The 24,769-nt window shown below is 69.7% G+C and carries 24 protein-coding genes; 3 read left to right on the forward strand and 21 right to left on the reverse strand.

Annotation, left to right across the window (positions count from 1 at the left end; translation table 11 throughout):
* Nucleotides 1-83: 83 nt before the first annotated feature.
* Genes ACFWMR_RS28655 through ACFWMR_RS28700 form a run of 10 tightly spaced genes read right to left on the reverse strand, consistent with a single transcriptional unit; the run spans nt 84 to nt 9,253 of the window.
* On the reverse strand, nt 84-662 hold the full coding sequence (locus ACFWMR_RS28655; RefSeq protein WP_378380608.1) for a 1,2-dihydroxy-3-keto-5-methylthiopentene dioxygenase: 579 nt from the start codon (nt 660-662) through the stop codon (nt 84-86).
* A complete protein-coding gene (mtnB, locus tag ACFWMR_RS28660) occupies nt 659-1,291 on the reverse strand; it encodes a methylthioribulose 1-phosphate dehydratase (protein WP_093939152.1) in 633 nt (210 codons plus the stop codon). The genes ACFWMR_RS28655 and mtnB overlap by 4 nt, the downstream gene beginning before the upstream one ends.
* Entirely contained in the window at nt 1,288-2,004 is a 717-nt protein-coding gene (gene mtnC, locus ACFWMR_RS28665) for an acireductone synthase (RefSeq protein WP_378380609.1), read from the reverse strand. The genes mtnB and mtnC overlap by 4 nt, the downstream gene beginning before the upstream one ends.
* Complete coding sequence (locus ACFWMR_RS28670) at nt 2,001-3,011, reverse strand: methylthioribose-1-phosphate isomerase (protein WP_378380610.1); 1,011 nt, start codon at nt 3,009-3,011, stop codon at nt 2,001-2,003. Before ACFWMR_RS28670 ends, mtnC begins: the two co-directional genes overlap by 4 nt.
* Entirely contained in the window at nt 3,011-4,141 is a 1,131-nt protein-coding gene (locus ACFWMR_RS28675; RefSeq protein WP_378380611.1) for an acyl-CoA dehydrogenase family protein, read from the reverse strand. The genes ACFWMR_RS28670 and ACFWMR_RS28675 overlap by 1 nt, the downstream gene beginning before the upstream one ends.
* The gene (locus ACFWMR_RS28680; protein ID WP_378380612.1) at nt 4,138-4,866 is read right to left on the reverse strand and encodes a nucleoside phosphorylase; all 729 of its coding nucleotides are present in this window, start codon (nt 4,864-4,866) and stop codon (nt 4,138-4,140) included. The genes ACFWMR_RS28675 and ACFWMR_RS28680 overlap by 4 nt, the downstream gene beginning before the upstream one ends.
* Complete coding sequence (locus ACFWMR_RS28685) at nt 4,863-5,720, reverse strand: ABC transporter permease (protein ID WP_378380613.1); 858 nt, start codon at nt 5,718-5,720, stop codon at nt 4,863-4,865. The genes ACFWMR_RS28680 and ACFWMR_RS28685 overlap by 4 nt, the downstream gene beginning before the upstream one ends.
* Nucleotides 5,717-6,721 carry an ABC transporter permease gene (locus tag ACFWMR_RS28690; RefSeq protein WP_378380614.1) on the reverse strand — a complete coding sequence of 335 codons (1,005 nt, stop codon included), beginning with the start codon at nt 6,719-6,721 and terminating at the stop codon, nt 5,717-5,719. Before ACFWMR_RS28690 ends, ACFWMR_RS28685 begins: the two co-directional genes overlap by 4 nt.
* Nucleotides 6,718-8,235: an ABC transporter ATP-binding protein gene (locus ACFWMR_RS28695; protein WP_378380615.1), complete on the reverse strand. Its 1,518-nt coding sequence runs from the start codon at nt 8,233-8,235 to the stop codon at nt 6,718-6,720. Before ACFWMR_RS28695 ends, ACFWMR_RS28690 begins: the two co-directional genes overlap by 4 nt.
* Nucleotides 8,216-9,253 carry a BMP family ABC transporter substrate-binding protein gene (locus ACFWMR_RS28700; RefSeq protein WP_378380616.1) on the reverse strand — a complete coding sequence of 346 codons (1,038 nt, stop codon included), beginning with the start codon at nt 9,251-9,253 and terminating at the stop codon, nt 8,216-8,218. Before ACFWMR_RS28700 ends, ACFWMR_RS28695 begins: the two co-directional genes overlap by 20 nt.
* A 268-nt stretch (nt 9,254-9,521) precedes the next feature.
* Here ACFWMR_RS28700 and ACFWMR_RS28705 point away from each other — a divergent pair, with 268 nt between their 5' ends.
* The gene (locus ACFWMR_RS28705; protein WP_378380617.1) at nt 9,522-10,781 is read left to right on the forward strand and encodes a DUF222 domain-containing protein; all 1,260 of its coding nucleotides are present in this window, start codon (nt 9,522-9,524) and stop codon (nt 10,779-10,781) included.
* 188 nt (nt 10,782-10,969) lie between these two features.
* On the opposite strand, the gene ACFWMR_RS28710 is transcribed toward ACFWMR_RS28705, so the two are convergent.
* From ACFWMR_RS28710 to ACFWMR_RS28760, 11 genes are all read right to left on the reverse strand, one after another.
* Nucleotides 10,970-12,025 carry a hypothetical protein gene (locus ACFWMR_RS28710; protein ID WP_378380639.1) on the reverse strand — a complete coding sequence of 352 codons (1,056 nt, stop codon included), beginning with the start codon at nt 12,023-12,025 and terminating at the stop codon, nt 10,970-10,972.
* Nucleotides 12,026-12,216: 191 nt separating this feature from the next.
* Nucleotides 12,217-13,587 (reverse strand): replication-associated recombination protein A, encoded by a 1,371-nt coding sequence (locus ACFWMR_RS28715; RefSeq protein ID WP_378380618.1) that lies wholly within the window; start codon nt 13,585-13,587, stop codon nt 12,217-12,219.
* A gap of 43 nt (nt 13,588-13,630) precedes the next feature.
* On the reverse strand, nt 13,631-14,479 hold the full coding sequence (locus ACFWMR_RS28720) for an SGNH/GDSL hydrolase family protein (RefSeq protein ID WP_378380619.1): 849 nt from the start codon (nt 14,477-14,479) through the stop codon (nt 13,631-13,633).
* A 75-nt stretch (nt 14,480-14,554) separates the two neighbouring features.
* On the reverse strand, nt 14,555-15,742 hold the full coding sequence (locus tag ACFWMR_RS28725) for a phosphotransferase (RefSeq protein ID WP_093935998.1): 1,188 nt from the start codon (nt 15,740-15,742) through the stop codon (nt 14,555-14,557).
* 79 nt (nt 15,743-15,821) lie between these two features.
* Complete coding sequence (locus ACFWMR_RS28730; protein WP_378380620.1) at nt 15,822-16,763, reverse strand: DUF389 domain-containing protein; 942 nt, start codon at nt 16,761-16,763, stop codon at nt 15,822-15,824.
* Nucleotides 16,763-18,535, reverse strand: a complete 1,773-nt coding sequence (gene aspS, locus ACFWMR_RS28735; RefSeq protein ID WP_378380621.1) for an aspartate--tRNA ligase — start codon at nt 18,533-18,535, stop codon at nt 16,763-16,765. The genes ACFWMR_RS28730 and aspS overlap by 1 nt, the downstream gene beginning before the upstream one ends.
* A 117-nt stretch (nt 18,536-18,652) precedes the next feature.
* The gene (gene merB, locus ACFWMR_RS28740; RefSeq protein WP_378380622.1) at nt 18,653-19,231 is read right to left on the reverse strand and encodes an organomercurial lyase; all 579 of its coding nucleotides are present in this window, start codon (nt 19,229-19,231) and stop codon (nt 18,653-18,655) included.
* Between the two features lie 225 nt (nt 19,232-19,456).
* Complete coding sequence (locus tag ACFWMR_RS28745; protein ID WP_378380623.1) at nt 19,457-21,364, reverse strand: intein-containing Rv2578c family radical SAM protein; 1,908 nt, start codon at nt 21,362-21,364, stop codon at nt 19,457-19,459.
* Between the two features lie 89 nt (nt 21,365-21,453).
* Entirely contained in the window at nt 21,454-22,416 is a 963-nt protein-coding gene (locus ACFWMR_RS28750) for a sucrase ferredoxin (RefSeq protein WP_378380624.1), read from the reverse strand.
* Nucleotides 22,417-22,501: 85 nt separating this feature from the next.
* Nucleotides 22,502-23,683, reverse strand: coding sequence for a cupin domain-containing protein (locus ACFWMR_RS28755; protein WP_378380625.1), 1,182 nt, complete (start codon nt 23,681-23,683; stop codon nt 22,502-22,504).
* Complete coding sequence (locus ACFWMR_RS28760) at nt 23,684-23,815, reverse strand: hypothetical protein (protein ID WP_005157133.1); 132 nt, start codon at nt 23,813-23,815, stop codon at nt 23,684-23,686.
* Between the two features lie 171 nt (nt 23,816-23,986).
* Between ACFWMR_RS28760 and crcB (ACFWMR_RS28765) the strand changes: the two genes are divergently transcribed.
* Both crcB (ACFWMR_RS28765) and crcB (ACFWMR_RS28770) read left to right on the forward strand, forming a co-directional pair.
* The gene (gene crcB, locus ACFWMR_RS28765; protein ID WP_378380626.1) at nt 23,987-24,397 is read left to right on the forward strand and encodes a fluoride efflux transporter CrcB; all 411 of its coding nucleotides are present in this window, start codon (nt 23,987-23,989) and stop codon (nt 24,395-24,397) included.
* Nucleotides 24,394-24,768: a fluoride efflux transporter CrcB gene (gene crcB / locus ACFWMR_RS28770; protein ID WP_093935991.1), complete on the forward strand. Its 375-nt coding sequence runs from the start codon at nt 24,394-24,396 to the stop codon at nt 24,766-24,768. Before crcB (ACFWMR_RS28765) ends, crcB (ACFWMR_RS28770) begins: the two co-directional genes overlap by 4 nt.
* Nucleotide 24,769 lies beyond the last annotated feature (1 nt).

The raw sequence follows: 24,769 nt of genomic DNA on the forward strand, positions 1-24,769 counted from the left end.
GTCCGGATGTCATGAAAGGGTCGTTCAGGACGAAAAATGTCCTGAACGACCCTTTCATGACACACCGGGGGGGGAAGCGGTGCTCAGTAGCGCCCGGCGGTCAAAGTGTCGAAGTCCGGGAAGTCCCCGGCCAGCGTGGCGCCGGTGAAGTCGCCGACCCACCCGCCGTCGTCGTGGAAGAACCGGACGGACACGTAATCCGGCCGCGTCCCCATGTCGAACCAGTGCGTGGTGTTCGCGGGCACGCTCAGCAGGTCCCCCGCCTCGCACAGCACCGCGTACACCTTGCCGCCGACGTGCAGATAGAACACGCCGGACCCGCGCGCGAAGAAGCGGTCTTCGTCATCGTCATGGGTATGTTCGGCGAGGAACTTCTGCCGCGCTTCGGCGGCTTCGGCTGCCCAACCCGGCTCGTCGGACGGCGTCATGCGGACGGCGTCCACGAAGGTGTAGCCCTCGGCCGCCGAGACCTTGCCGATCTGCTCCTCGTACGCGGCCAGCACCTGCTCCGGCGTCACTTCGCGCGGCAGGTCCGGCACCAGGTCCCACCGTTCGAACCGGACGCCGAGCCGCCCCAGTTCGCCGGTGATCACGGCCGGGTCCTCGGTCCTGAGCGCGATCTCGCCGGGCCGGTCGTCCGGCCACACGGTCAGCAGGGTCATCGCACTCCCCTTTCCTCGGCTACGAGTCTTGTCTCTACCCGGAACCGGAGCAACCACTCCAAACATTCCAGGCGATGACGCGCGTGGCGCAGGTCATCCCCCCAGACGTAGATCCCGTGCCGCGCGACGATCACCGCCGGCGTGTCCGCCCGGAACCCCGCCTCGAACGCGTCACCGAGGACGCGCATGTCCTGTCCGTTGGCGATCACCGGGATCGTCACCAGGTCGTCGTGCGCGGCGCGGCCGAACCCTTTGAGCATCTCCAGGTCCCGCAGTTCGACGCCGTCCGGCCAGTGCTCGGCGGCCACCACCGGCGCGAGCGCGTGCACATGGATCACCGCGCCCGCACCCGACACCGCCGCGATCCGGGCGTGCAGTCCGGCTTCGGCCGAGGGCACTTTGTCCGGACGCGGCTGGTCGGCGACGGCCAGCCCGTCTTCCCCGACCACCACGACGTCGTCGCTGGTCAGCTCGCCTTTGTCCCGGCCGCTGACGGTGACGGCGACCCGCAGCGGATCGCGGCCGAGCACCACCGACAGGTTGCCCGAAGTGCCCCGCATCCAACCAAGCCCGGCGAACCGGGCGGATTCCTCGGCCAGCGCGCGGCCGGCGAGTTCCAGAACACTCATCGAGGTACGACCTTCACCTCGTCGAACGTCCGGATCGTCCGGTGTGTCCCGAAATCCGCGTCGCCGAACGGTTCGCCGTCGCGCGCGAGGCCGACGGTCTGCCAGCCGTCGGCGGCGGCCCCGTCCAGTTCGGCTGGGACGTCGGAGAAGAACACGACGTCGCCCGGCTCGGCCTCCAGCGCGGAGGCGATCGCGCGATACGACGGCGCCTCGCGTTTCGGTCCGGCGTTGACGGTGTCGAAATGCTGTTCGAACAGGCCGGTGACGTCGCCGTCGGTGGTCCGCGAGAACGACGCGACCTGCCCGGCGACCGAGCCGGACGAGAACACCGCGAGCCGCAGACCCGATTCGTGCCACGACCGCAGCGCCGGGGCGACGTCGCCGAAGAACTCCGTCGTCAGGTCGCCGTCGGCGTACCCGCGCTGCCAGATGAGGCCCTGCAACGTCTTCAGCGGAGCGATCTTCCGGTCCGCGTCCATCCAGCCGTGCAGCACGCCCACGACGTCCGCTGTGGACGCGTCCGCCGGGAGCCCGCCGAGTTCCTTGATTTGCGCGACGGCGCCGGCGACCTCCGGGTCGTCCGGGTGCCCGTCGATCCACGGGCCCAGCCGCGGGCGCGCGTAGTCGTAGAGGGTCACGTGCACGTAACTGGTGGCGGTCAGCGTGCCCTCGATGTCGAGGACCACCCATCGGGCGGTCAGCGTTGCGGTCACTGGTTCGCTTCCCCTTCTGCGTAGTACTCGCGGAGCCGCCCGGGTTCGAAGGCCCCGCGGTCGGTCACCACCGCGGTCACGAACCGCGGTGGTGTCACGTCGAAGGCCGGATAGTGCCCACGGACGCGTTCGCTGGCGACGCGGTGGCCGAGCGCGCTCAGCACCTCGTCGCCGTCGCGGTATTCGATCGGCACGTCGGCGCCGGTCGGCGTGGCCTGATCGGGCGCCTGGACCATCGCGTAGAACGGCACGCCGAACGCGTCCGCCGCCACCGCGAGCCCCAGGGTGCCGATCTTGTTGACGACGTGGCCGTCCATGGCGACCCGGTCGGCCGCGGTCACCAGCGCGCCGACCTCGCCCGAGGACAGCACCGCGGCGCCCATCCCGTCGGTGATCAGCCGCGTGTCGGAGCCCATCTCGGCGAGGGTCTCGGCGGTCAGCCGCGCGCCTTGCAGGTACGGCCGGGTTTCCGTGCAGAGGAAGGAGAACTCCTTGCCCTGCCGCCGCGCGGCCAGCACGAGTTCGACCAGGTACAGGTCCGCCCAGCAGTGCGTCAGGACGGTCGCCTTGTCCGGCACCAGTTCCGCCGTGTGCGCGCCGAGCGCGCGGCTGCGCGAACGGTACAACTCGTCACCCGCTCGCGCCCCCGCCGTCGCGGCCTCGACGAGATCGCCTGCCGATCTGTCCACTTCGGACAGGACGGCGGCGACGGCCTTGCGCAGGTGGTTGTTCGTCTCGCGGGTCGCGACGATCCGCTCCCCCGCCCGTCTCAGGTAAGCGCGAGGATCAGCGAGCCCGGAGGCCTCGCGCGCGGCCAGCACCATCGCGCCCAGCGCGGCGAAGTACGGCCCGGACGACTGTGTGACCATGTCTTCGATGGCCACCGCGACCTCTTCCGAAGTCCGGCACAGCAGCCACTCCCGTTTGAACGGGAAGACCCGGCGGTCGAGGATGTGCACGCCTTCGTCGTCGAGGCGGACGCTTTCGGCGAGGATCGGCAGCGTCATCAGCTGTACCCCGAAAGGCACGGCGGGATCGCGTTGAGGAAGTGGTCGCCGACCTCGCGCGCCTTGTAGGCCACGGGATCGTGCAGGGTCAGCGTGCGGGCGTTGCGCCAGAAACGGTCGAAGCCGTACTTGGTCGCCGTGGCCCGGGCGCCGGTGAACTCGAAGACCTTGCTCGTGGTCTCGACAGCGGCCCGGCTCGCGACGATCTTCGCCGACGAGATCGCGATCGCCGCTTCGGCGCGTTCGGCCGGGGTCAGGTCGAACCCGCGCTCGTCGGCCTCACCGAGAGCGGAAACCGCGGCGTCGACGGCGAATCCGGCCGCTCGCGCCGTCGCCACCAGCTCGCCGTAGCCCGCGAGGAGGTACGGGTCCTGAGTCGCTTTGTCCACATCGGACAGTGTCCAGGCTCGCGCGGTCTCCCGCGTGTAGACCGCGGCGGCGTCGAGCGCGCCGAAGGCGAGGCCGACGTACACCTGCGCCAGCATGAGCTGGAAGCCGATCGCGGCGAGAGAGATCCGGGGCACCTTCGGATCCGACTGGTCCTCCGGCTGGGCACCGAGGACGTCGTCCTGCGCGATCCGGACGGCCTCGAACCGGACAGCGCCGCTCGCGGTGAGCCGCTGCCCGATGTTGTCCCATTCACCGGGGAAGGTGATGCCGTCGGCCCGCGCGTCGACGACGAAGGTCAGCTTCTCGCCGTTGTCCGTCCTCGTCGCGCTGACCACCAGCCGATCGGCGACGGCCGCGCCGGTGGCGAAGGTCTTGGTGCCTTCGACGGTGAACCCGCCGTCGACCGGGGTCAGCAGCAGAGCCGCGTCGAGTGGATTGCTCACGCCCGCCCAGAACCAGCCCGGTTCGCTCGCCGCGCGCGGCCCGAACAGGCCGGTGCGCCACAGTTGCAGGTAGTGGTAGCCGAGCAGATGACCGATCGAGGCGTCCGCGGCGGAGACGATGCGGGTGGCCTGGTTCGCGGCCGCCCAGCCGGCGGTGTCGAGCAGGGGCAGGAGCCCGGACTCGCGCAGCAGACCGACCTCGTGGACCGGGAGACGTCCGGCGAGGTCCCGCTCGGCCGCGTCCGCCGTCAAGGTGCTCGCCAGTTCGAGGGCCGCCTTGCGCCACACCTCGGTCATTCCGCTCCCTCCAACTCGACCAGCGCGTCCAGCGCGACACGGGTCGCCCTGGCCACCCCGGCCGCCACGACGTCGCGATGCGGGTCGTAGGCCGACGGGTCGGGATGCTCGGGCCGCGCGTCGCCGTCGATCACGAGCACACCACCGGCCCGCAGGCCGCGCAATGCCGCGAACACCAGCAGGGTGGAGAGTTCCATCTCAATGGCGATCACCCGCGCGGCCAGGTAGTCGGCCATCGGGAGGGTGAGCACCAGCGGGCTGAACGCGGCCCGCGTCCACACCACGCCCCGGTGTGCCTCCGGAGCCGCGCGGCTCAGCGCCACGACCGCCTCCGGGGTGGCGAACGCCGGGTACTCGGGATGGATCAGCTGCTGGGTGACGCCGTCGTCCCGGACCGCCGCCTCGGCGATGACGAGGTCGCCGTCGGTGATCCCGTCGGCCAGCGAACCGGCGGTGCCGAGCCGGATCAGGGTGCGGACGCCCGCTTCGGCCAGCTCACCGAACTGGCAGAGCGCGCCAGGACCGCCGACGCCGTGCGAGGACACGACGACCGGGACGCCCTTCCAGGTGCCGGTGTAGCTGCGGTATTCGCGGTTCTGGCCGATGAGGGCGGCGTCCTCCAGTGACTCGGCCACCGCGGTCGCGCGGTCCGGGTCGCCCACGACCAGCGCGCGGGGCGGCAGTCCGTGCCGGGGGATCTTGGTGATGGGCAGGACGTCGCTCACGCGGGCTGTCCCTTCTCGCGTTTCAGGTTGGACAGGAACAGCGCCACGAGCGTGACGACATAGGGAGCGGCGTCGGTGGCCTGCTGCGGCAGCCCGATGCCTTGGAGCCGGAAGCCGAACGCCTCGGCGAGGCCGAACAACAGGGCCGCGAGGAGCACGCCGAGCGGATGCGCGCGGCCCAGCATGACCGCGACGACGGCGATCCAGCCGCGACCGGCGGTCATGTTCTCGGCGAACAACGTCACCGAACCCAGCGCCAGTTGCGCGCCGCCGAGACCGCACAGCGCTCCCCCGGCGAGGATCACTCCGTAGCGGTACCTGGTCACGTTGACGCCGAGGCTGGACGCGGCTTCCGGGCGTTCGCCGACACCGCGCAGCCGCAGGCCCCACGGATGCCGGTACAACAGCACCGCGAGCGCGGGCACCGCCAACCAGGACAGGTAGACCAGCAGCGACTGCCCCGGGATCGGGCCGAACTGCCCCAGCCCCTGCAACGTCGGGTCGCTGAAGGACCCTTCGGTGCCAAAGACGGTCCGGATGAGGAAGCTCGTCAAGCCGACCGCGAGCAGGTTGCTCGCGACGCCCAGCACGATCGGGTCGCCGTCGAAGGTGATCGAGCCGATCGCGAGGATCAGCGAGTACGCCGTCGCCGCGATGACCGCCACGACGACGCCGATCCAGGCACTGCCGGTGTACCAGCTCCCGGCGACGGCGCCGAAGCAGCCGACCAGGAGCGAGCCTTCGAGGGAGATGTTGAAGACCCCGGCCCGCTGGCACAGCGCGCCCGCGAGCGCGGCGAACAGGATCGGTGTCAGCGCGGTGAGCGCCGAGGAGAACAGGCTCGCGTCGATCATGCCCGCCCCGCCTTGCGCTTGAAGACTCCCGAGGTGGCCGCGAGGAAGATGATCAGCACCGCCTGCAGGACCGCCGTCAGCTCACGCGGGACCTGGGTGGCGCGTTCCATGGCGAACCCGCCGCTGGTCAGCGCCGCGAAGAACACGGCCGCGAGCAGCGTCCCGAGCGGGCTGGCCCCGGCGAGCAGCGCCGCGAGCAGGCCGATCCAGGTGTACTGCGGCGTGATCAGCGCGCCGTCGATGAACCGGTACGGGAAACCCAGGACGGCTACCGCGCCGACCAGCCCGGCCGTCCCGCCCGACGCGGCCAGCAGCCGCAGCGTGAGTTTCGGCCGGTCGATGCCCGCGTAGGCGGCGAACCGGGGCGCCCAGCCGGTCACCTTGGTTTCGAACCCGGCGGGCGTGCGGGCGTCGAGCACCGCGTAGACCGCGATCACCGCCACCACCAGGAAGATCCCGGTCGTCACGCCGTCGATTTCGGGCAACCGCGCGCCTTCGGCCAGCTGCGGGCTCTGCGGCAGGCTGGAACCGGCGTCCTTCAACGGGAACCGCACCAGGTATCCGGCCAGCGACATCGCCGGATAGCTCAGCAACAGCGTGCTGATCAGCAGCGGAACACCCAGGCGGTTCTCGCAGACCGCGGCCAGCGCGGCGTACGCGGCTCCGGCGACAGCGCCCGCGAGCAGCGCCAAGATGACTTTGACCGGCCCGGGGCCGGGGACGTACAGGCCGACGGCGAGCGCGCTGATCGCGCCGAGCACCAGTTGTCCCTCGCCGCCGAGGTTCACCATGCCCGCGCGGAGCGGGATCGCGAGCGCGGTGGCCATCCCCGCGACGGGGACGGCGTAGGCGAGGGTGTCGCCGATGCCGTCGGGGCCGAACGCGCCGGAGACGATCGCGCCGTAGGCGGCCAGCGGGTCGGTTCCGGTGGCCAGCAACAGGATCGCGCCGAGGACGAGCGCCGCCGCGACCGGCACGGCGACGAGACGGACGCGGGTCATCCGGCACCTCCGGCCATCGCCAGGCCGACCGTGTGCGGATCGGCCTCGTCCTTGGTGAACTCCGCGACGACGCGGCCTTCGAACAGCACGATCACGCGGTCCGACAGCGCGAGGACTTCGCTGAGCTCGGCGGAGATCAGCAGGACGGCGTGCCCGGCGTCGCGGTGGGCGACGAGCCGGGCGTGGATGTTCTCGATCGCGCCGACGTCGACCCCGCGGGTGGGCTGCTCGACCAGCAGGAACGGGGCGTCGTGGGTGAGTTCGCGGCCGAAGATCGCCTTTTGCTGGTTGCCGCCGGACAGGGTTCCCATCGCGGCGGCGGGGCCGGACGCGCGGACGTCGTAGGCCTCGATGATCGCCGACGCGTGCTCGTCGATCGCCTTGCGGCGCAGAAAACCCTTGCGCACCAACGGTCGCTTGCGGTGGAAGCCGACTGCCAGGTTCTCGCGGAGGCTCGCCGCGGGGGCCGAGCCGACCTCGGCGCGATCTTCCGGAACGTGGGCGAGCCCGGCGTCCCTTCTGGCCCGGACCGACAGCCCTTCCAGGCTCTGTCCTTTGAGGACGACAGTGCCGCCGGTCTTCAGGAGACCGGTGAGCGCGCCGGAGAGTTCAGCCTGACCGTTGCCCGCGACTCCGGCGACGCCGACGATCTCTCCCGCGCGCACGGCGAGGGACACGTTGTCCAGCAACGGCTTTCCTTCCGCGCCGGGAACGGTCAGGGAACGAGCTTCGAGGATGACCTCACCGAGTGTCCCGGCCGGGTGGACGCGGTCGAGGTCGACCTCGCGTCCGGTCATCGCGGCGGCGAGCCCGGCGGCCGTCTGGTCCGCCGTGCGCCCGCGAGCGCTGACGCGGCCGTCGCGCAGCACCGTGACGTGGTCGCTGACGGCGAGGACCTCCTGGAGTTTGTGCGACACCAACAGGATCGTGCGGTCTTCGGCGGCGAGCGCGCGCAGCACGCCGAACAGCCGCTCGGTTTCGGGCGGGGTCAGCACGGCGGTGGGTTCGTCGAGGATCAGGACGTCCGCCTCGCGGTACAGGAGCTTGAGGATCTCGACGCGCTGCCTGAGTCCGACAGGCAGATCGCGGACCCGGGCGCCGGGCCGCAGTCGCAGCTCGTGCCGCTCGATCAGTTCGGTGACGCGGGCGGTCGCCGCCTTGCGGTCCAGCAGACCGCGGCGGGTCGGTTCGCTGCCGAACACGACGTTCTCGGTGACGGTGAGCTCGCCGAACAGTGCGAAACCCTGCTGCACCATGCCGACACCGGCGTCGATGGCCTGCGCGGGCGAGCCGAAGGAGACTTCCTCGCCGTGCAAGGAGATCGTGCCCTCGTCGGGCCGGTGGAGACCGTAGAGAACGGACATGAGCGTGGACTTGCCCGCGCCGTTCTCGCCCATCAGGGCGTGGATCTCGCCTTTGCCGACGTCGAGGTCCACCCGGTCGTTGGCGAGCACTCCGGGGAACCGCTTGACGATCCCCCGGAGTGAGACGGCGTCAGGATTTGGCTGGGTCATCGACGACGATCGCGCCCGAGATGATCTGGTCCCGCAGCTCGCCGACCTTGGCCAGCACGTCGGGGTGGCTCGCGACGACGCACTGCGACGTCGACGCGTCCGGCTCCAGGCCGGTCAGGGAGATGCCCTTCTCCTTGACGCCGTAGGACTTCGTCTCGCCGGTCTTGCCGCCGAGGATCGCGTCGACCCCGTCGCCGATGACGACGTTGGTGCGCTTGATGACGTTGTCCACGACCTGTCCCGGGCTGGCCGGGCACTGATTGGCGTCGACGCCGAATGCGAAGAACCCGCCCTGCTTGGCCGCCTCGAACACGCCGAGGTTGCCCGCCGCCGAGGCGGCGCCCATCACGTGGTCGACACCCTGACCGGCGAGCGTGCCGGCCAGCGCCTTCGCCCGCGCCGGGTCGTTGAACGGGTTCGCGCCGCCGATGAACAACGGGGCCAGCGTGGTCCCGGGCTTCGCCTTCTCCGCGCCCTGCCCGAACGGGATCGAGTACCGCCGGAACTGGGGCGCGTCGAGCACGACGACCGCGCCGACCTTGCCGCTTTTGCTCAGCAGCCCGGCTTCGGCGCCGGCGAGGTAGCTGCCTTCGTGCTCGCGGAACACCGCGCAGGTCACGTTCGGGAACGGCTTCGTGGTGCAGGAGTCCACGAACAGGAACTTCTGCTCGGGATTACGCTCGGCCTCGGCCGCGATCGCGTCGGCGAAGTTGAAGCCGACGGCGACGATCACGGCGGGCTTCTCACGGACCGCGGCCGCGAGGTTCTGCTGGATCGACGCCGGATCGGTGCTCTGGAACGCCTTCTGTGTCCCGTTGTGCTTCTTGGCCGAGTCCTCGATGCCCTGGACGGCGAGCTTGAGGAAGTCGTTGACCCCGACCGGGCTCGGTGTGATCAGGACGAGCGCGGGCCCGGCGGCGTTCCGGTCGGCCGGGTCCTTGGCCGAGGCGTTGCACGCGGCGAGGAGCGTGACGGCGGAAACGGCCATGACGGCCCGCAGGAGGGTTCTCGGCGACATGTCCCGGACTGTATGTCTCCGGTCCACGATATGGCACCGAGTCCCACCATGCGGAACCGTGTAGGTCGTTATACGCCTCTCAAGTCAGTCTTCAAGGCTTCCGGCTCGTCTCACACCCCTACCCACCCTTGCCAGTCGCGACCTTTGTAGCCGGCCACGCAAGCGTGACCCCATTCCCGTCGCCATCACACTTTAGTGGGATTAGCTCGATTTCATTGTTGCCCAAAATTACGAACACTTGTTCGAAATTTGGGTGTATTATTGAGGAGTGTCCGAGACCTTCCTTCCCGAACTCCCGCAGGAGTTGTGGCGCGCCGGCAAGCTGGAGCTTGCCCATGGCGTGCAACAGTTCCTGCAGCTGATGCGGGTGGCGTCCGCCGCTCTGGGGCAATTCCTGGCGGAGATCGAGTCTCGGGGCGCGAAAGACTTGTATGGCTATGGGTCGACGGCGGCATGGTTCGCCGATGTGGCTGGACTGTCCCGGGGTGAGGCGCAGTCGGTGGTGAAACGGGCGATCGCCTTGAACCCCACCCGCAATCTGGACGGCACCGAGGTTCCGGCCTTTGCGCCGACTGTAGGTGCGGCAGCCGCTGAAGGTGCGCTCGGGGACGAACGGATCGACCAGGTCCTGGAGATCTTGGGGAGGCTCCCTGCGGACACGTCGGTGGAGGATCGGGAAAGTGCGGAGAAGATCCTCGGCAACCTGGGCCGTGGCGCTGGTCCCCGGCAGGTGACGAAGGCCGCCGAGGACATCCTCGGCTGGCTCGACCCCGACGGCAACGAACCCAAAGACCCCGAACCAAAACAGCCCCGCCGCGAAATCACCCTGGAACGCCGTCGGGACGGGTTCTGGAAACTCACCGGCCTCCTCGACGACGAACTCGGCGCCCGCACCGCGGCTGCGCTGGAGGCGTATGCGAAGCCTCGCCCGGTGGACGAGTTCGGGCAAGCTGATCTGCGCATGAAGTGCGAACGCCTGGGTGACGCGTGGGCGGAACTTCTCGACTTGGCGATCGCGTGCCCGGATCAGCCCGGCACGAGCGGGTACCGGACCCTCGTGCACGTGACCATCGGCCTGGAAGAACTCAAGTCCGGGATCGGGAAAGCCTGTCTCGACTTCGTCGGGACCATGACCGCCCGAGAGGCGCGGATGGCCGCGTGCGACTGCCTGATGCTGCCCGTGGTGCTCAACGCCGCCGGAGAGCCCCTCGATGTAGGACGGCTGAGACGCTTCGTCACCCCAGGCCAAAGACGGGCACTCAACATCCGGGACCGTGGCTGTGCGTTCCCGGGGTGTCACCGAAAACCCAAGAACTGCCACGCCCACCACATTCATCACTGGGCAGACGGCGGACCCACCGACCTCCGCAACCTCGTACTGCTGTGCGGTTTCCATCACCGGCTGATCCACCACGGCGACTGGCAAGTCCGCATGGCAGCCAACGGACTCCCCGAATTCATCCCGCCCCAGTATTTGGACCCGCTACAACGAATCCGGCGCAACACCCTCCACCGCGCCCCCGCCTAATCCCGCGTGACCCGAGGAGCCCGCCCACCCGCGGCGGGCCCCTCGTCATGCACACCGGCCGACGCCACTACAGAACACGCGTGACCGGACCGATCACGCGCGACTGTGTGGATTTCGGGTCATCCAACGCCCCAAAATCCACACAGTGCGTCGCCAACGGCCCGATCACGACCGAAAGCCGGAGAGCCTCAGTGCTTGTCCGCCTCCGCGGCGGCGAAGATGTCCGTTTCCAGGAAGATCCGCCACTGGGCGGCGGATCCGCTGTCCAGGGCACGACGGGCAGCGGCCTGGACCCGGCTGCCGGACCTCGCCCTGTTCCAGATCTCGCGGACCAGCGGGCCTTCCTCCAGGTACCTGGCGTATCCGGCCTCGATCCCGACGACAGCGGCGGCGCGCACCTTGATGGCGTTCACCTTGTCCTTGGCGGCGGCTTCGAAGATGCCGGTGTCGATGAAAGCCCGCCACTGCTCCGGTGTCCGGCTTTGGTAAGCCCGGTACCACACCTCCGAGTCCTGGGGCGCCAGGTTGTAGAACCAGATCTGCTCCACGAACATCTCGTCCGTCAGCTGCGCGGCCAGCGCAGGGTCCATGCCGACGACGGCGGCTGCCTTCACCCGGGCGTCGCGGAGCTTCTTTTCCGCGGCTTCCTTCTCGGCCGCTTCCTTCGCCGCGTCGACGTCACGCTGGTGCTCGACGAAGATGCCGCGAACGATGAAGTCCTTCTGCTCCACCGGTGTTCCGCTGAAAACCTGGCCCGCGGCGGCTCTCACGAACGATCCCCTGGCCGCCCGTTCCCACAAGGCGAAGACGAAGTTCTTGTCGTCCTGGGCCAGCAGGATCGAGGTCAGCTCGAAACCGAGCAGCGCGGCGGCGGGCTGCCGTTCCCCACGCCGGACCTGATAGACGGCTTCACGGTCCAGATCCCGCTGGTGCGCCTCGTAGATCCCGGTCTGCAGGAACAACGAAGTCCACCCGCTGCGGTAGGCGTCGAACGCCGCGTACTGAACCTCCACCGCGATATCGCCTTGACGCTTCGCGGCCTGGTAGATCGCGTAGACGAAGTCGCTCTCACTCAGCCGCAGCAGCTCCGGCGTGACTGTGAGCCCGACGACGGCGGCGGCGTTGGTGCGCACCTCGTCCGGCGTCTGCGTCACGACGGAGGAGGACCCTGCCGGAGCGGCGGTCGCCGTGCCCGGGACGAGAACTCCGGTCACCGCGGCGAAAACCGCGACGGAAGACACCATCACCTTGCGAACTCTGAAATTTCCCCAGTTTGTCATAGGTAGAGGTTGTCAGTTTCGTTCTGCTCGCCATCGTGGTCGAGCACGGGGGATCCCATCCAGCACGACAACCCGGTGATCCCCCAGCCACTCACGATATAGCCTCATGATCGACGGGTGTTACCGATTTTCCCGGCATTGCTCCGAACGCGAAACTAACGTTCCCCTCGGATGGTCCGCCGCAGTTTCGGCACCCGCTCGTGCAAAGTCCGCTCCGCCCCGCGCTGGGTCGGTTCGTAGTAGTCCCGGCCGACCAGCTCGTCCGGCGGATACTGTTGCGCCAGAACACCTTCCGGCGCGTTGGGCGGATACCGGTACCCCTTCGCGTTGCCGAGCTTCTCCGCTCCCGCGTAGTGCCCGTCGCGCAGATGCGGCGGCACCGTCCCGATCCGCCCGGACCGGACGTCGGACAGCGCGGCGTCGATGGAGGTGACGATGGCGTTCGACTTCGGCGCCGTCGCCAGGTGCACTGTCGCCTGCGCCAGCGCGAGGCGGCCTTCCGGCATCCCGATGAACTGCACCGCGTGCGCCGCCGCGACGGCCGACTGCAACGCCGTCGGGTCGGCCATGCCGATGTCCTCGCTCGCGTGCACGACCAGGCGCCGGGCCAGGAACCGCGGGTCCTCCCCCGCCTCGATCATCCGCGCCAGGTAGTGCAGCGCGGCGTCCACGTCGGACCCGCGGATCGATTTGATGAACGCGCTGATGACGTCGTAGTGCTGATCGCCGTCCCGGTCGTACCGCACCGCCGCTTTATCCACTGTGGACTCGACGATGGCGAGGTCGATCGTCTTGGCCTCGGTCGCGCTCGCGGCGTCCGCGGCCGCTTCCAGTGCCGTCAGCGCACGCCGCGCGTCACCGGAGGCCAGTCGAACCAGATGTGCCCGCGCGTCCTCGGTCAGGGTGAGTTCGCCGCCGAGACCGCGCTCGTCGGTCATCGCTCGCTCGATCAGCGCGACGATGTCGGCGTCGGTCAGCGGCCGTAGCTGCAGTACCAGCGAACGCGAGAGCAGCGGCGAGACGACGGAGAACGACGGGTTCTCCGTCGTGGCCGCCACCAGCAGCACCGTCCGGTCCTCGACGGCGCCCAGCAGGGCGTCCTGCTGGGTCTTGGAGAACCGGTGGACCTCGTCGATGAACAGGACGGTGTTCTCGGCGTTGTAGTTCCGGCGGCGCCGGGCCTCTTCGATGACCCCGCGCACCTCCTTCACCCCGGCCGACAGCGCCGACATCGCCACGAACCGGCGTCCGGTCGCGGCCGAGACGAGGTTCGCCAGCGTGGTCTTGCCCGTTCCCGGCGGTCCGTAGAGCAGCACGGAGGCGGGCGCGGCGCCTTCGACGAGCCGCCGCAGCGGCGCGCCTTCACGCAGCAGGTGCTGCTGGCCGACGACCTCGCCGAGCGACCGCGGCCGCATCCGCACGGCCAGCGGCGAGCCTGCCGGGATCGCGACCTCCCTCGGCTCGGCCAGCTCCTCAGGAGGCGGCCCGAGGTCGGGGTTCACGGTGAAGAGTTCGTCCTGTGCCACGGTGTCGACGGTAGCCGTTGCCACCGACGGTTCCGGCCACAGGTCAGCGCAGCCGCTCCCGGAACGAGTGCCACATGATCACGGCCGCGTACGGCACGAACTCGCGGCCTCGCCGCCACACCCACGGGACACCCTTCAGCAGCAGCCAGCCGAGATGCCCGGCGGTGCTCGGCTCGACGCCTCCCGAGCAGGTCAGGCTGACCGGCCGGGGTACCGCGAACCCGGCCTCGGCGAGCCGTTCGGTGAACCCGGTCGCCAGCATCCGGTGCCCGAGTTCCGACGGATGCAGCCGGTCGACGCTCCACGCCGTGAGGTCGTAGGCGCCGGGCAGCAGTTCGAGGTCGAGGCACGGCACGCCCTCGCGTTCGACGACGCCGTCGATGGCGGCGTTCAGTTCCGCCACCCGCTCGCTCAACGCCCGCCTCAGCGACTGCGGGAGCCGGAACACCTTGCCGTGGTCGTGGTAGCGCACCGGGACCACGGTGGTGCCGACGGCGGCCAGCGAACGGATCACCTCGGTGAGGTCCGCGGCGATCTTCGCGGCGCTGAAGTCGGGACGCAGCGTGTCGTTCATGCCCGCCACCACCAGCGCGACGTCCGGTCGGTGCGCCACGGCCGCGGGCAGCTGCTTCGTGAGCACGCACCCCATGCGCGCTCCGGTGAACGACGGGTTCAGGTAGCCGTCCGGCTCGACGCCCAGTGCCTCGGCGACGAGCGGGCCGACCCCGCGCCAGCCGCCGCGGTCCGGCAACGGGTCACCCAGGCCGACGGCCGTGGAATCGCCGAGTACGACCAGTCTGCGAGCGGACCGGGGTACGGCCGGTGCGGGTGGAAGGAGAGGTTCGGGACTCGGAGTGACTTCGACACTGATCACGGTCACGGTAGCCACCATCGGCCACGCAGACTCACCTGCGGTGATGCCTGGGTAACGCGGCGAGGACGGTCGAGCGAAAAGTCCGTGCGGCGGTTACCGGAACGCCGGGTAGAACGCGAGATCCGCGTGCGGTCCCAGCCTGGCCCCGAGCGCCGCGGCGACCCGGGTGGCGTGTTCGGAGATGTCCGTCAGGCGGGCGCGCAGCGAGTGCTTGGCCAGCTCCCGCCACCAGGTGACCAGCGCGGCCTCCCGGCTGATCGGTGTGGCGTGCCTGTCCAGGTCCAGCTCCGGGAGGATCTCCCAGGTGATGACCCACAGCAGGAGCAGCTGACCGTCCATCAGGTGCTCGGCCAGCGCGTCCTCGTCCGCGAGCGCGGGCCAGACCGAGACGACCTCGGCCCGCCAGGCGGCGATCATCGCCTCGCTCATCCCCGGCGGGAGCGCCAGGGCGTCCGCGCTCGACGCGAACGGCAGCCGCAGGTACGCCGCGTCCATCAGGGTGCTGCGCACGCGGCCGCGTTCGAAGTCGAGGAATCGCACTCCGCTGCTGGTCACGAGGTTGTTGTCCGGGCTGAGATCGACCGGGCTGAACGCGCGGTAGGACGGCGAGCCCGCCCGCTCCGCCACCGTCATGACCCGTCGCTGTACCGGCTCCGGCGTCTCGACGTCGAGCAGTTCTTCCAGCAGACCCGGCAGTTGCGCGCAGACCGCGGGCAACGGCGCGTCCTCGTTCTTGACGGGACCGCCCAGACGGCGCAGCAGCGCGTTGAAATCGGGCTCGCGGCTCGCGGTGCTCGCGTGCAGCCTGCCCAGCGACCGCGCCCAGGACAGCAGCGCGCGTTCGGCGCCGCGCGCGTCACGGGCGTGGAGTTTGTCGTGCAGCGTCGGGACGCCGCCGAGGTCCTCGATCACGAGGACGCGATCCCGGCCGTCGTGCGCCAGCAGCTCGGGGCACATCCGGTCCTCCGGTGAGAGCGCGGTGAACAGCTGGTAGCTGACCGCCTCCTGCGCGAACGGATCGGGACGGCCCGGTTCCGGTGGATCGGGGTAATGCTTGATGACCAGGGTGCGCGGCAGCGCGAACGGCGAGGACGCCACCCGTGCCCGCACGACCGTCGCCGGGCCGCTGCCCGCGAGGTCTTCGGGGGCGACGAGGGTGATCGCGCTGCCGAAGCGGCGTGATAGGACCGACTCGCCGGCGGCGACCGCGGTCGCGACGGCGAGGGTTTCGGCTCCAGCTCCGACGGTCGAATCGTCGGCAGAGGAGGTATCGACTGTCATTACCACCGACCCTACTCGTGACTGAGCAACCATGACCACTGAGATCCGGGCAATCGCGCGCCCTGGCGCGATCTGGGAGTCATCCGCGTGAAAGCGGACGTTCCGTCACCCTCGATCGTTGCCCACGGCGGCGCAATGTCAGCACAATGGCCGCAGCTGCAACGATTCCGATGAGATTGACCAGCAGCTGACCGGTCGAATACAGGCACCGGTCCCACTGACCGGCAACCCCGGCGACCACCGCGTATCCGGCCGCGGGGACCGTGGTCACCGAGATGAAAACGCCCACGAGCGCGGCGGATTTGGCCGAGGTCATGGAAAGCATTCCCGCCGCGCCGGCGAGCAGTGCCACGATGAGGGACGCGATTCCCACCTGGTAAACGAAATCGACCTCGTGGTTCTCCGCGAGCTTGCTGACCTCCAGCACGCCGGTGGCGTTGCCCACCAGCACCACACCGAGGGTGATCACCATCGCGATCGGGAAGCCGCCGACCAGCGCGATCCCGCCCTGCCGCACGAGATCCCCGCGACGCAGCACCAGACCGACAGCCATCGCCGCCAGCGGGCCGAATTCCGGCCCCACGACCATCGCGCCGACGATGGTGACCGACGAGTTCGTGATCACCCCCACCGACGCCAGCAGGCACGCGATGGTCAGGAAGGCCTGAAACGTCCAGGTGAGCCGGGACTCCTCACCGGAACGGCCGACGAGTTCCTGCCACACCACGGCGTCCGCTGCCTCACCCGGTGCCCGCTCCTCGGCCTTGTCGGCGGCGTCGGACACCGCGGTGTCCAGCGCCTCCAGCGTGATGCCGCCCGTGTGGTCGAGGTCGAGCCCGCACAGCGCCTCGATGATCTCGTCGGCCGCCTCACGGGCGATGTCCGCTTCGATCAGATCGCCCTCGGGTGAGACCGCCACCCCGTGATGCACGACGAGGTGCGCGGTCCCCGCGTGTGCCCGCAAGACCTGGAGCGCTTCTTCGGTCCGGTCCGGCGGGCACACGGCCCTGAGATGGAGCATCAGTTCTTGGCGGGCGGCGCGGGCTTGGCGTCGATGCCCGCCTCCTTGCGCTGTTCCGGCGTGATCGGCGCCGGGGCCGCGGTCAGCGGGTCGAACCCGCCGCCGGTCTTCGGGAACGCGATCACGTCACGCAGCGAGTCGGCCTTGGCCAGCAGCATGACGATCCGGTCCCAGCCGAACGCGATGCCGCCGTGCGGCGGGGGGCCGAAGGCGAAGGCGTCGAGCAGGAAGCCGAACTTCTCCTGCGCCTCCTCCTCGCCGAGGCCCATCAGCTCGAAGACCTGCTTCTGCAGTTCCTGCTGGTGGATACGGATCGAGCCGCCGCCGATCTCGTTGCCGTTGCAGACGATGTCGTAGGCGTAGGCCAGCGCGTTGCCGGGGTCGTCGGCGAGTTTGCCGATCCACTCCGGGGTCGGCGAGGTGAAGGCGTGGTGCAGGGCCTTCCACTTGCCGCCGCCGACCGCGACGTCGTCGGACTCGTCGGCCGAGATGAACATCGGGAAGTCGACGACCCACACGAACGACCAGGCGTTCTCGTCGATCAGGCCGAGACGGCTGCCGATCTCCAGGCGGGTGGCACCGAGCAGCGCACGTGCGTCGGCGGGCTTGCCTGCGGCGAAGAAGACGCAGTCACCGGGCTTGGCGCCGACGGCTTCCGCGACGGTCTCGCGCTCCTTCTCCGACAGGTTCTTCGCGACCGGCCCGCCGAGCGTGCCGTCCTCGTTCACCAGGATGTACGCGAGGCCGCGGTGCCCGCGCTGCTTGGCGAAGTCCTGCCAGGCGTCGAGGGTGCGGCGCGGCTGGTCGGCCCCGCCCGCCATCACGACGGCGCCGACGTACGGCGCCTGGAACACGCGGAACGGGGTGTCGGCGAAGAACGCCGTCATGTCGGTGAGTTCGAGGTCGAAGCGCAGGTCCGGCTTGTCCGAGCCGTACTTCTCCATCGCCTCGGCGTAGGTGATCCGCTGGAACGGCCGGGGGATCTCGGCGCCGATCAGCTTCCACAGCGCTGTCACGATGTCCTCGCCGAGGGCGATGACGTCGTCCTGTTCGACGAAGCTCATCTCGATGTCGAGCTGGGTGAACTCCGGCTGCCGGTCGGCGCGGAAGTCCTCGTCCCGGTAGCAGCGCGCGATCTGGTAGTACCGCTCGAGCCCGCCGACCATGAGCAGCTGCTTGAACAGCTGCGGCGACTGCGGGAGCGCGTACCAGGAGCCGGGCTTGAGCCGGGCCGGGACCACGAAGTCGCGGGCGCCCTCGGGGGTGGAGCGGGTCATGGTCGGGGTCTCGACCTCGACGAACTCCTGCGCGTGCAGCACCTCGCGGGCGGCACGGTTGACCTCGCTGCGCAGGCGCATCGCGGCGGCGGGGCCGCTGCGGCGCAGGTCGAGGTAGCGGTGCTTGAGGCGCGTCTCCTCGCCGACGTCGACCCGGTCGTCGATCGGGAACGGCAGCACGGCGGCCTCGGACAGCACCTCGAGCTCGGTGACCAGCACCTCGATCTCACCGGTGGGGATCTCGGCGTTGGCGTTGCCCTCGGGCCGCTTCGAGACCTCGCCGACGATGCGGACGCAGTATTCGGAGCGCAGCTGGTGGGCGCGCTCGGCCATCTCGCCCTCGCGGAAGACGACCTGGCTCACGCCGCTGGCGTCGCGCAGATCGATGAAGATGACGCCGCCGTGATCGCGCCGCCGGGCAACCCATCCGGTGAGGGTGACCGTCTGACCGGCGTGCTCGGCACGCAAGGTGCCGGCTTTGTGGGTGCGAAGCACTGCGGGTGCTCTCCTTCGGCATCACGATTCTGCGATTCGACGGCGCTGCGGTTCGACTGCTCTGCGCCGACGTCAAAGGCTAACGAATCGCCCCTGATGCCTTGCGACCAGGTGTTCTCAGATCGTCGGCCACGCCTCCAGCGCCGCGACCATCCGCCGGGTGTGGGCCAGGTAGTCGGGCACGGACAGGACCCTGCCGTCGATGTTCTCCAGCAGCCAGCCCGCGGCCGCCTCCTTCGAGGCGAAGAACTGGGTGCAGACCAGCGCCTCGACGTAGTCCTGGCCGAGGGTGAGATCGATGCCGGGCAGCCGCGACGCGGCGACGACCGCGTGCGGCGGGTCGACGCTCAAAACGCGAGCGCTGGTGAAGTGGACCCGGACGCGTGCCCCGGTCGCCGGGCAGACCGAATCCGCGTGCACGGGTTCGCCGGTGGCGACGGCCAGCAGGAACAGGTCCACCTGGTACCGGTCGGAGCCCGCCCTGCCCGCGCCGGGCCGGGAACCGCGGTCCATCACGACCAGGCCGTCACGGATGACGAAACCCATGAGGTCCATCAGCCGGTGGGCCTCGGCGGGGTCCATGCCGACGGTGGCGGCGAGTCTGCCGATGGCGATGGGGTGTCTTCCCGCTCTCGTCAGCTTGGTCGCGGTCCAAGCGATGCGGACAGCGGCGGTGCGATCCGTACGGGTGGTCAACAGGCACCTCCTCGCCTTCCTCCCTCAGAGATTAAGCACGAAGGGGAATTCCGCCAAGTGACTGCGCCGAACGGCCGAATCCGTTGTGCGGTAATAAAATTCACATTGCGCACCGCGCATCGGGAAGTCGTTTTCCGGGTTGCCCGAAAAGAGACGATCTTTCGGTCGGACAGGGCAAAAGTGGCGCGGTGGCGAGCGGAGACCAGCCGCCACCGGACCTGCTCCTCACAGCAACCTGAGCTGCTCAGGTTCGGGAATCACCGCCTCCGCCGTCCGTTGCACGGGCATCGTCACTTGCGTTCGCTCCCCGTCATCGGCACGGGACCCGAAGCCGTGACGGCGCAGCAGCGGGCCGACGCGGGCTCCCAGCCGCTCTCGATAGGACTTCGGGAGATAGGCGCCGCGCGCGTACAGCTCACGGTATTTCGGCACCAGTCCGGGATGTTCCCGGCCGAGCCAGCGCGCGAACCATTCCCGCGCGCCCGGCCGCAAGTGCAACGGGAGGACGGTGACGCGCGTGGCGCCGGCCTCGGCGAGACGCGCGAACAGGGCGTCGAGCGCGTCCACCGAGTCGGTCAGGTACGGCAGCACCGGGGCGACCAGCACCGAGCACGGGAGCCCGGCGTCCCGCGCCTTGCGGATCAGGTCGAGCCTCGCCCGCGGGCCGGGCGTGCCGGGTTCGAGACGGCGTTGCAGGCCATCGTCCAGCAGCGCGAGCGAGATCGCCAGCCCGGCGGGCACGTCCTTCGACACCGACTCCAGCAACGGCAGGTCCCTGGCCAGCATGGTCCCCTTGGTCAGGATGGACAGCGGCGTACCCGAATCCGCGAGCGCGGTGATGATGCGCGGCATCAGCTCGTACCGGCCTTCGGCGCGCTGATACGGATCGGTGTTCGTGCCCATCGCGACGTGCTCGCGCGTCCAGCTCGGGCGCCGCAGCTGCGCGGCCAGCACTTCGGGCGCGTTGACCTTCACGATGACCTGCGTGTCGAAGTCGCGTCCGGCGTCGAAATCCAGGTACGTGTGGGTGTTCCGCGCGAAACAGTTGTGCGTGACCATGCCGTCGGCGATGAAGTCGCCCGTCCCGGTCGTGATGTCGAACAGCGGCAGCTCGATGCCGAGCGCTTCGATGGACGACACCTTCCGTCTGGTCCTGCCGATCGCGAGCCCGTCGAGCGACCGTTTCCAGCCGACGGCGGGATCGGCGAGATGGAAGAACCGCAGCTCCTCCGACGGCCCGCCGAGCAGCTGAACCGTCCACAACGGACGGAATTTGGCGTTTTCGGTTTTGACGTAACGGAAGCCGAAACTGTCGAGAGCGGCACAGAAGGTCGAGACGATGTCCTGCTCGTCGTGGGTGACGCGCAGCGCGCCGTGCCGGTAACTCCCGGCGAGGTCGAACAATCCCGCCAGGAAGCCGCGCCGCCAATGGGAATCCGGCGACGGCGGCACTTGCACGAAGCCGACCGACGCGCCGAAGTCGGGCAGATACCCGAGCGCGCGGTCCGCGGCGTCCTTCTCGGCGGAGAACCCGCCGGAGCGCAACATCCCGCAGAGGAACCCGGCGCGATAGCCGAGGGTGTCGTCCGGGGTGCGGGCGAGCTTCCCGACGCCGACGAGTTCGGTGCCACCGACCAGATGCGGCCGCTGCGCCGCGCCGAACCGGGTGCCGGTGACGTGTTTCCACCCGCGTCCGGTCAGGAAACGGTGGTCGCCACTGGCCACGATGGACGTTCCGTCTTCGAGGGTCACGCGGTACGCCGGTTTCAGCGTCGACCAGTGCGCCAGCACCTCCGTCGGCACCAGCCGCCTGCCCGCGCCACGCCCGCGCGTCCCGTAGATCGCGTCGCCGGGCGCCAGGTCCGCCAGCGGCTTCGTCCGGCCGTCGGCCATCAGGACCGGCGTGCCGCCTTCGAGGCAGTACGTACACGCGTGCGAGCAGCCGCGGTACGGATTCACGGTCCATCCGAACGGGACACCCGAACCCTCGGGCACCTTGTTCAGCACGGATTTGGCGTGCACCTCGTGAAAGGTGACGCCGTCGAACTCGGGAGTGCGCACCGAGCGCAGCAACCCGTCCAATCCGGGCAGCGCCGGCTCGCCGCCGTCCGCCCGCTGTCGATCCCATCGCACGAGGCCAGTCGAACACATGTTCTAGACAGGTGTCAAACAGGTGTTCGAACGCGGGTGATCTTTCGCGCGTTTCGTCCTCTGAATGCGGGTCAGAGCTTGGTGATCTCGTCCGTGACGTACCCGGCGGGCTGGATCAGTCCCGCGCACCGGCTCTCCCCGCGCGGCGTGGCCGACCGGCGCCGCACGGTCACCGAGTAGAAGTCCTCGCCGCCGCGCACGGTGACCACCCGCGCGTCGGATTCGAGCAGCGGCTCCTCCTGGACGGCGATCACGTCGTCCAAACCGGACAGATCGAGCCGGCGACGGATCGCGATCTCCGCGAACTGCGCCCAGGCCGTCCGGGCGGACGTGCGGCCGCGGAGCTGCTCGGGTTCGACCTGCCCGCGCAGGGCGGCCTTGGCGACCAGCGCCGCCTCGGCCGGGTTGAGCTGGCCGTGAAGGAAGCCGTCGGGGACCACGAGGAGGTTGCCCGCCCAGCGGTCGCCGCCGACGTGGCTGACCTCCCAGGAGCGACCGGGGTGGTTGGTGTTGAGCGCCGAGGCCAGCGGGCGGCCGAGCACCGCGCAGCACATGTCCTTGGTGCCGTGCGTGCAGACCAGGAACAGCGGCCCGTCCACGCGCTCGCCGAGCCCGCCGACACCGTCCGCGATCAGGTCGAGGTCCAGTTCGGCCAGTTCGGTCAGGTCGCGGATCTCCAGGCGTTCCAGCCAGCGGTTGCCCGGTTCGCCCCCGCCGACATACACCGACCGAGGACGATCCGGGTCGCGCCGGTGCTTGCCGGGACGACGGATCAGCAGCGGACGGAGCCCGTGGGACCGTCTCAAGTTCTCGAGCAGCTCGCGGCGCTCGGCGGGGAAGGCCTCGTCGAGGACGTCTTCCAGCGCGTCCGCGGGCCAGGGGCCCGGCTGCTCGATGAGCAGCCAACAGCGCATGTCGGCCGCGGTGCCGGCGGGACTCGCGCCCAGCATGCGGGCGACGGTCGCGCAGCCCGGCAACGCGGCGGGCTGCGCCGAACCATCAGACGCAGAGGTGTCCGAAAGCTGAGCGGTCATCGGCTGACCCCTCCGGACTTGACCTTAGGCATGCCTTAGCTTACCCCGTCCGTACTCCCTTCACACTTCTCGTGCCCTGTGAGATTCAGCCGATCGAGAGAAGTCCCTGTGTGGTGAGCTCGCCGAGGAAGGCCCGGACCGTCCCACGATCGAGTTCGGACAGCTCGGCGAGTCGCTTGACCGCCTGCGGGGTGCCGTCGAGCAGCGCCTTCAGCAGCGGCGACGCGGCGCCCGCGAAAACGAACCGTTTGCCGTCCGCGAGCAGGGTCACCCTGCCGTCGCCTTCTTCGAGCACCGCCCTCGGCACGAGGAACCGGACCTCGGTCTCGTCGCCGTCCGGCAACAGGCCCGGAGTCGCCGCCCAGGGCAGACCGACCCGCGGATGCGCCGGGGCGGACGAGTCACGCTCGGCGAGGAACCTGTCGACGACGTCGCCGGTCAGCGCGGCTTCCAGCTCCGCGCGCAGGGCGGCGGCGCGGGCCGCGCGATCCTCCTCCGTCCCGAACCTCGGGAGGTCCTGGCGGAAAGCGGTGCTCGACCGCAGCTTGTCGGCGAGCCAGGACACCAGGTCGATCCCGGTGGCCGGACTGAACCCTAGCGTGAGGTGCAGCGACATCTCCCCCACCGCGGTGACGTCGTGCCAGTGCCCGCGCGGGACATAGAGGACATCGCCGTCTTCGAGGACGAAATCGTCGATCGGCTCACCGGGCCGCTCGGGCTGTTCGACGTCGCGATGCAGCGGAGCGGGCCTGGTCGGGCCGTGCATCCGCCAGCGTTTGCGGCCGGCGACCTGGATGATGAACGCGTCGTGGTCGTCCCAGTGCACGTCGAAGCCGTGGGTCACGCCCCAGCCCGCGTACAGGTTGACCTGGACGCTCTCGCGGAGGTCGTGTTCGAGACTCCTGGCGAGGTCGCCGATCGGGTCGCTGAGTTCCTGGATGGCGTCGAGCACCATCGTCGCGCCGCCGCGGAGGTGCTCGGTGAACGGAGCGGCCTGAAGGCGGGGGACGGTGCCACTGCGGCGGGTGGGGACGAGATCGGTGTAGCTCTCCATGGGCACCGGCATGCCGTCGAGCGCCAGGCGCAGCCGCGGGAACTCCAGGCGATGCTGCCGGAGGATCGCGTTCAGCGCCGGCCACGGCAGCAGGTCGGCGAACCGGCCCGCGGGGCCTTCGAAACGGCGGTAGGTCTCGCCCTGGACGTCTTGGAAGAACTGGCTGACCCCGAGCGGAGCCACGAGGTCAGCCAGCGTCGGCGTTTCGGGCACTCAGCCGTCGTTGCCGTCGTTGTCGGCGGCCGCGCCGTTGGCCTTCCCGCGGTCGACCGCGGTCGGGATCTTTTCGACCTCCAGCAGCAAACCGCTGTCGGGAGCCTGCGTACCTGACTGTTCCTGAGCCATCCTGCCACCTTTTCTCAGACGAGCGGACGGACCGAAAATCGGCCTGGAGCGCCGCCAAGCCTACGACACGTTTCGAGAAAATTCACTGTCCAGCAGGGAAAAACGGCCCGGTGAGCGATCTTCGCCACCGTGGTGCGAGTTCACCCGGACAGCGGTTCTAAGCTGCCATCCATGGCTGATGCGGCATCTTTCGCCCGTCCACGATGGGACGTGCTCGCGGCCGTCGGCGTGGGTGGCGCGCTGGGCAGCCTGGCCCGCTACGGCCTGTCCGTCGCGCTCCCCCATTCCCGGGGCCAATTCGCGCTTTCCACCTTCGCCACCAACGTTTCCGGCTGCCTGCTGATCGGGATCCTGATGGCGGCGCTGACCGCGAAGACCGACCCGCACCGGCTGCTGCGACCGTTCCTCGGAGTCGGGATCCTCGGCGGCTACACCACGTTCTCGACCTACGCGACGGACACACTCGATCTCGTGACGAACGGGCGCCCGTTCACCGGGTTGGCGTACGCCTTCGGAACGGTGGTGGCCGCGCTGGTAGCGGTCTACGCCGGACACGAGATCACCCGGGCGGTGAAGAAATGACCGCTCTTTTCGTCGCGCTCGGCGGTGGCCTCGGCGCGATCCTGCGCTTCGTGACCGACCTGCGGGTGCGGGCGTGGCGGGGCGCCGCCTTCCCGTGGGGCACCCTGACGGTCAACATCGTGGGCTCGGCGATCCTCGGGACCCTCACCGGCTGGGCACTGCACGGCGGTCAGCCGGACGGCGTCCGCGCGCTGCTGGCCGTCGGCTTCTGCGGCGGGCTCACGACGTTCTCGACGTTCGGGTACGAAACACTGCGCCTGTTCACCGAGAAGACGAAGGCGCGCGCCGTGCTGAACGTCGGTGTCACGATGGTCGCCGGGATCGGCGCCGCGGCGGCGGGGCTCCTGCTCGCCGCCGCCGTCTGGCACTGAG

This window comes from Amycolatopsis thailandensis, assembly GCF_042723255.1.
Taxonomy (GTDB): Bacteria; Actinomycetota; Actinomycetes; order Mycobacteriales; family Pseudonocardiaceae; genus Amycolatopsis; species Amycolatopsis thailandensis.

Coding starts and splice junctions, on each gene's coding strand:
- ACFWMR_RS28655 (WP_378380608.1), bottom strand. CDS start 662: ATGACCCTGCTGACCGTGTGGCCGGACGACCGGCCCGGCGAGATCGCG.
- mtnB (WP_093939152.1), bottom strand. CDS start 1,291: ATGAGTGTTCTGGAACTCGCCGGCCGCGCGCTGGCCGAGGAATCCGCC.
- ACFWMR_RS28670 (WP_378380610.1), bottom strand. CDS start 3,011: ATGACGCTGCCGATCCTCGCCGAAAGCGTCCGCCTCGACGACGAAGGC.
- ACFWMR_RS28675 (WP_378380611.1), bottom strand. CDS start 4,141: ATGACCGAGGTGTGGCGCAAGGCGGCCCTCGAACTGGCGAGCACCTTG.
- ACFWMR_RS28685 (WP_378380613.1), bottom strand. CDS start 5,720: ATGATCGACGCGAGCCTGTTCTCCTCGGCGCTCACCGCGCTGACACCG.
- ACFWMR_RS28690 (WP_378380614.1), bottom strand. CDS start 6,721: ATGACCCGCGTCCGTCTCGTCGCCGTGCCGGTCGCGGCGGCGCTCGTC.
- ACFWMR_RS28695 (WP_378380615.1), bottom strand. CDS start 8,235: ATGACCCAGCCAAATCCTGACGCCGTCTCACTCCGGGGGATCGTCAAG.
- ACFWMR_RS28700 (WP_378380616.1), bottom strand. CDS start 9,253: ATGTCGCCGAGAACCCTCCTGCGGGCCGTCATGGCCGTTTCCGCCGTC.
- ACFWMR_RS28710 (WP_378380639.1), bottom strand. CDS start 12,025: ATGGTGTCTTCCGTCGCGGTTTTCGCCGCGGTGACCGGAGTTCTCGTC.
- ACFWMR_RS28720 (WP_378380619.1), bottom strand. CDS start 14,479: ATGGTGGCTACCGTGACCGTGATCAGTGTCGAAGTCACTCCGAGTCCC.
- ACFWMR_RS28725 (WP_093935998.1), bottom strand. CDS start 15,742: ATGACAGTCGATACCTCCTCTGCCGACGATTCGACCGTCGGAGCTGGA.
- ACFWMR_RS28730 (WP_378380620.1), bottom strand. CDS start 16,763: ATGCTCCATCTCAGGGCCGTGTGCCCGCCGGACCGGACCGAAGAAGCG.
- ACFWMR_RS28750 (WP_378380624.1), bottom strand. CDS start 22,416: ATGACCGCTCAGCTTTCGGACACCTCTGCGTCTGATGGTTCGGCGCAG.
- ACFWMR_RS28760 (WP_005157133.1), bottom strand. CDS start 23,815: ATGGCTCAGGAACAGTCAGGTACGCAGGCTCCCGACAGCGGTTTGCTG.
- crcB (WP_378380626.1), top strand. CDS start 23,987: ATGGCTGATGCGGCATCTTTCGCCCGTCCACGATGGGACGTGCTCGCG.
- crcB (WP_093935991.1), top strand. CDS start 24,394: ATGACCGCTCTTTTCGTCGCGCTCGGCGGTGGCCTCGGCGCGATCCTG.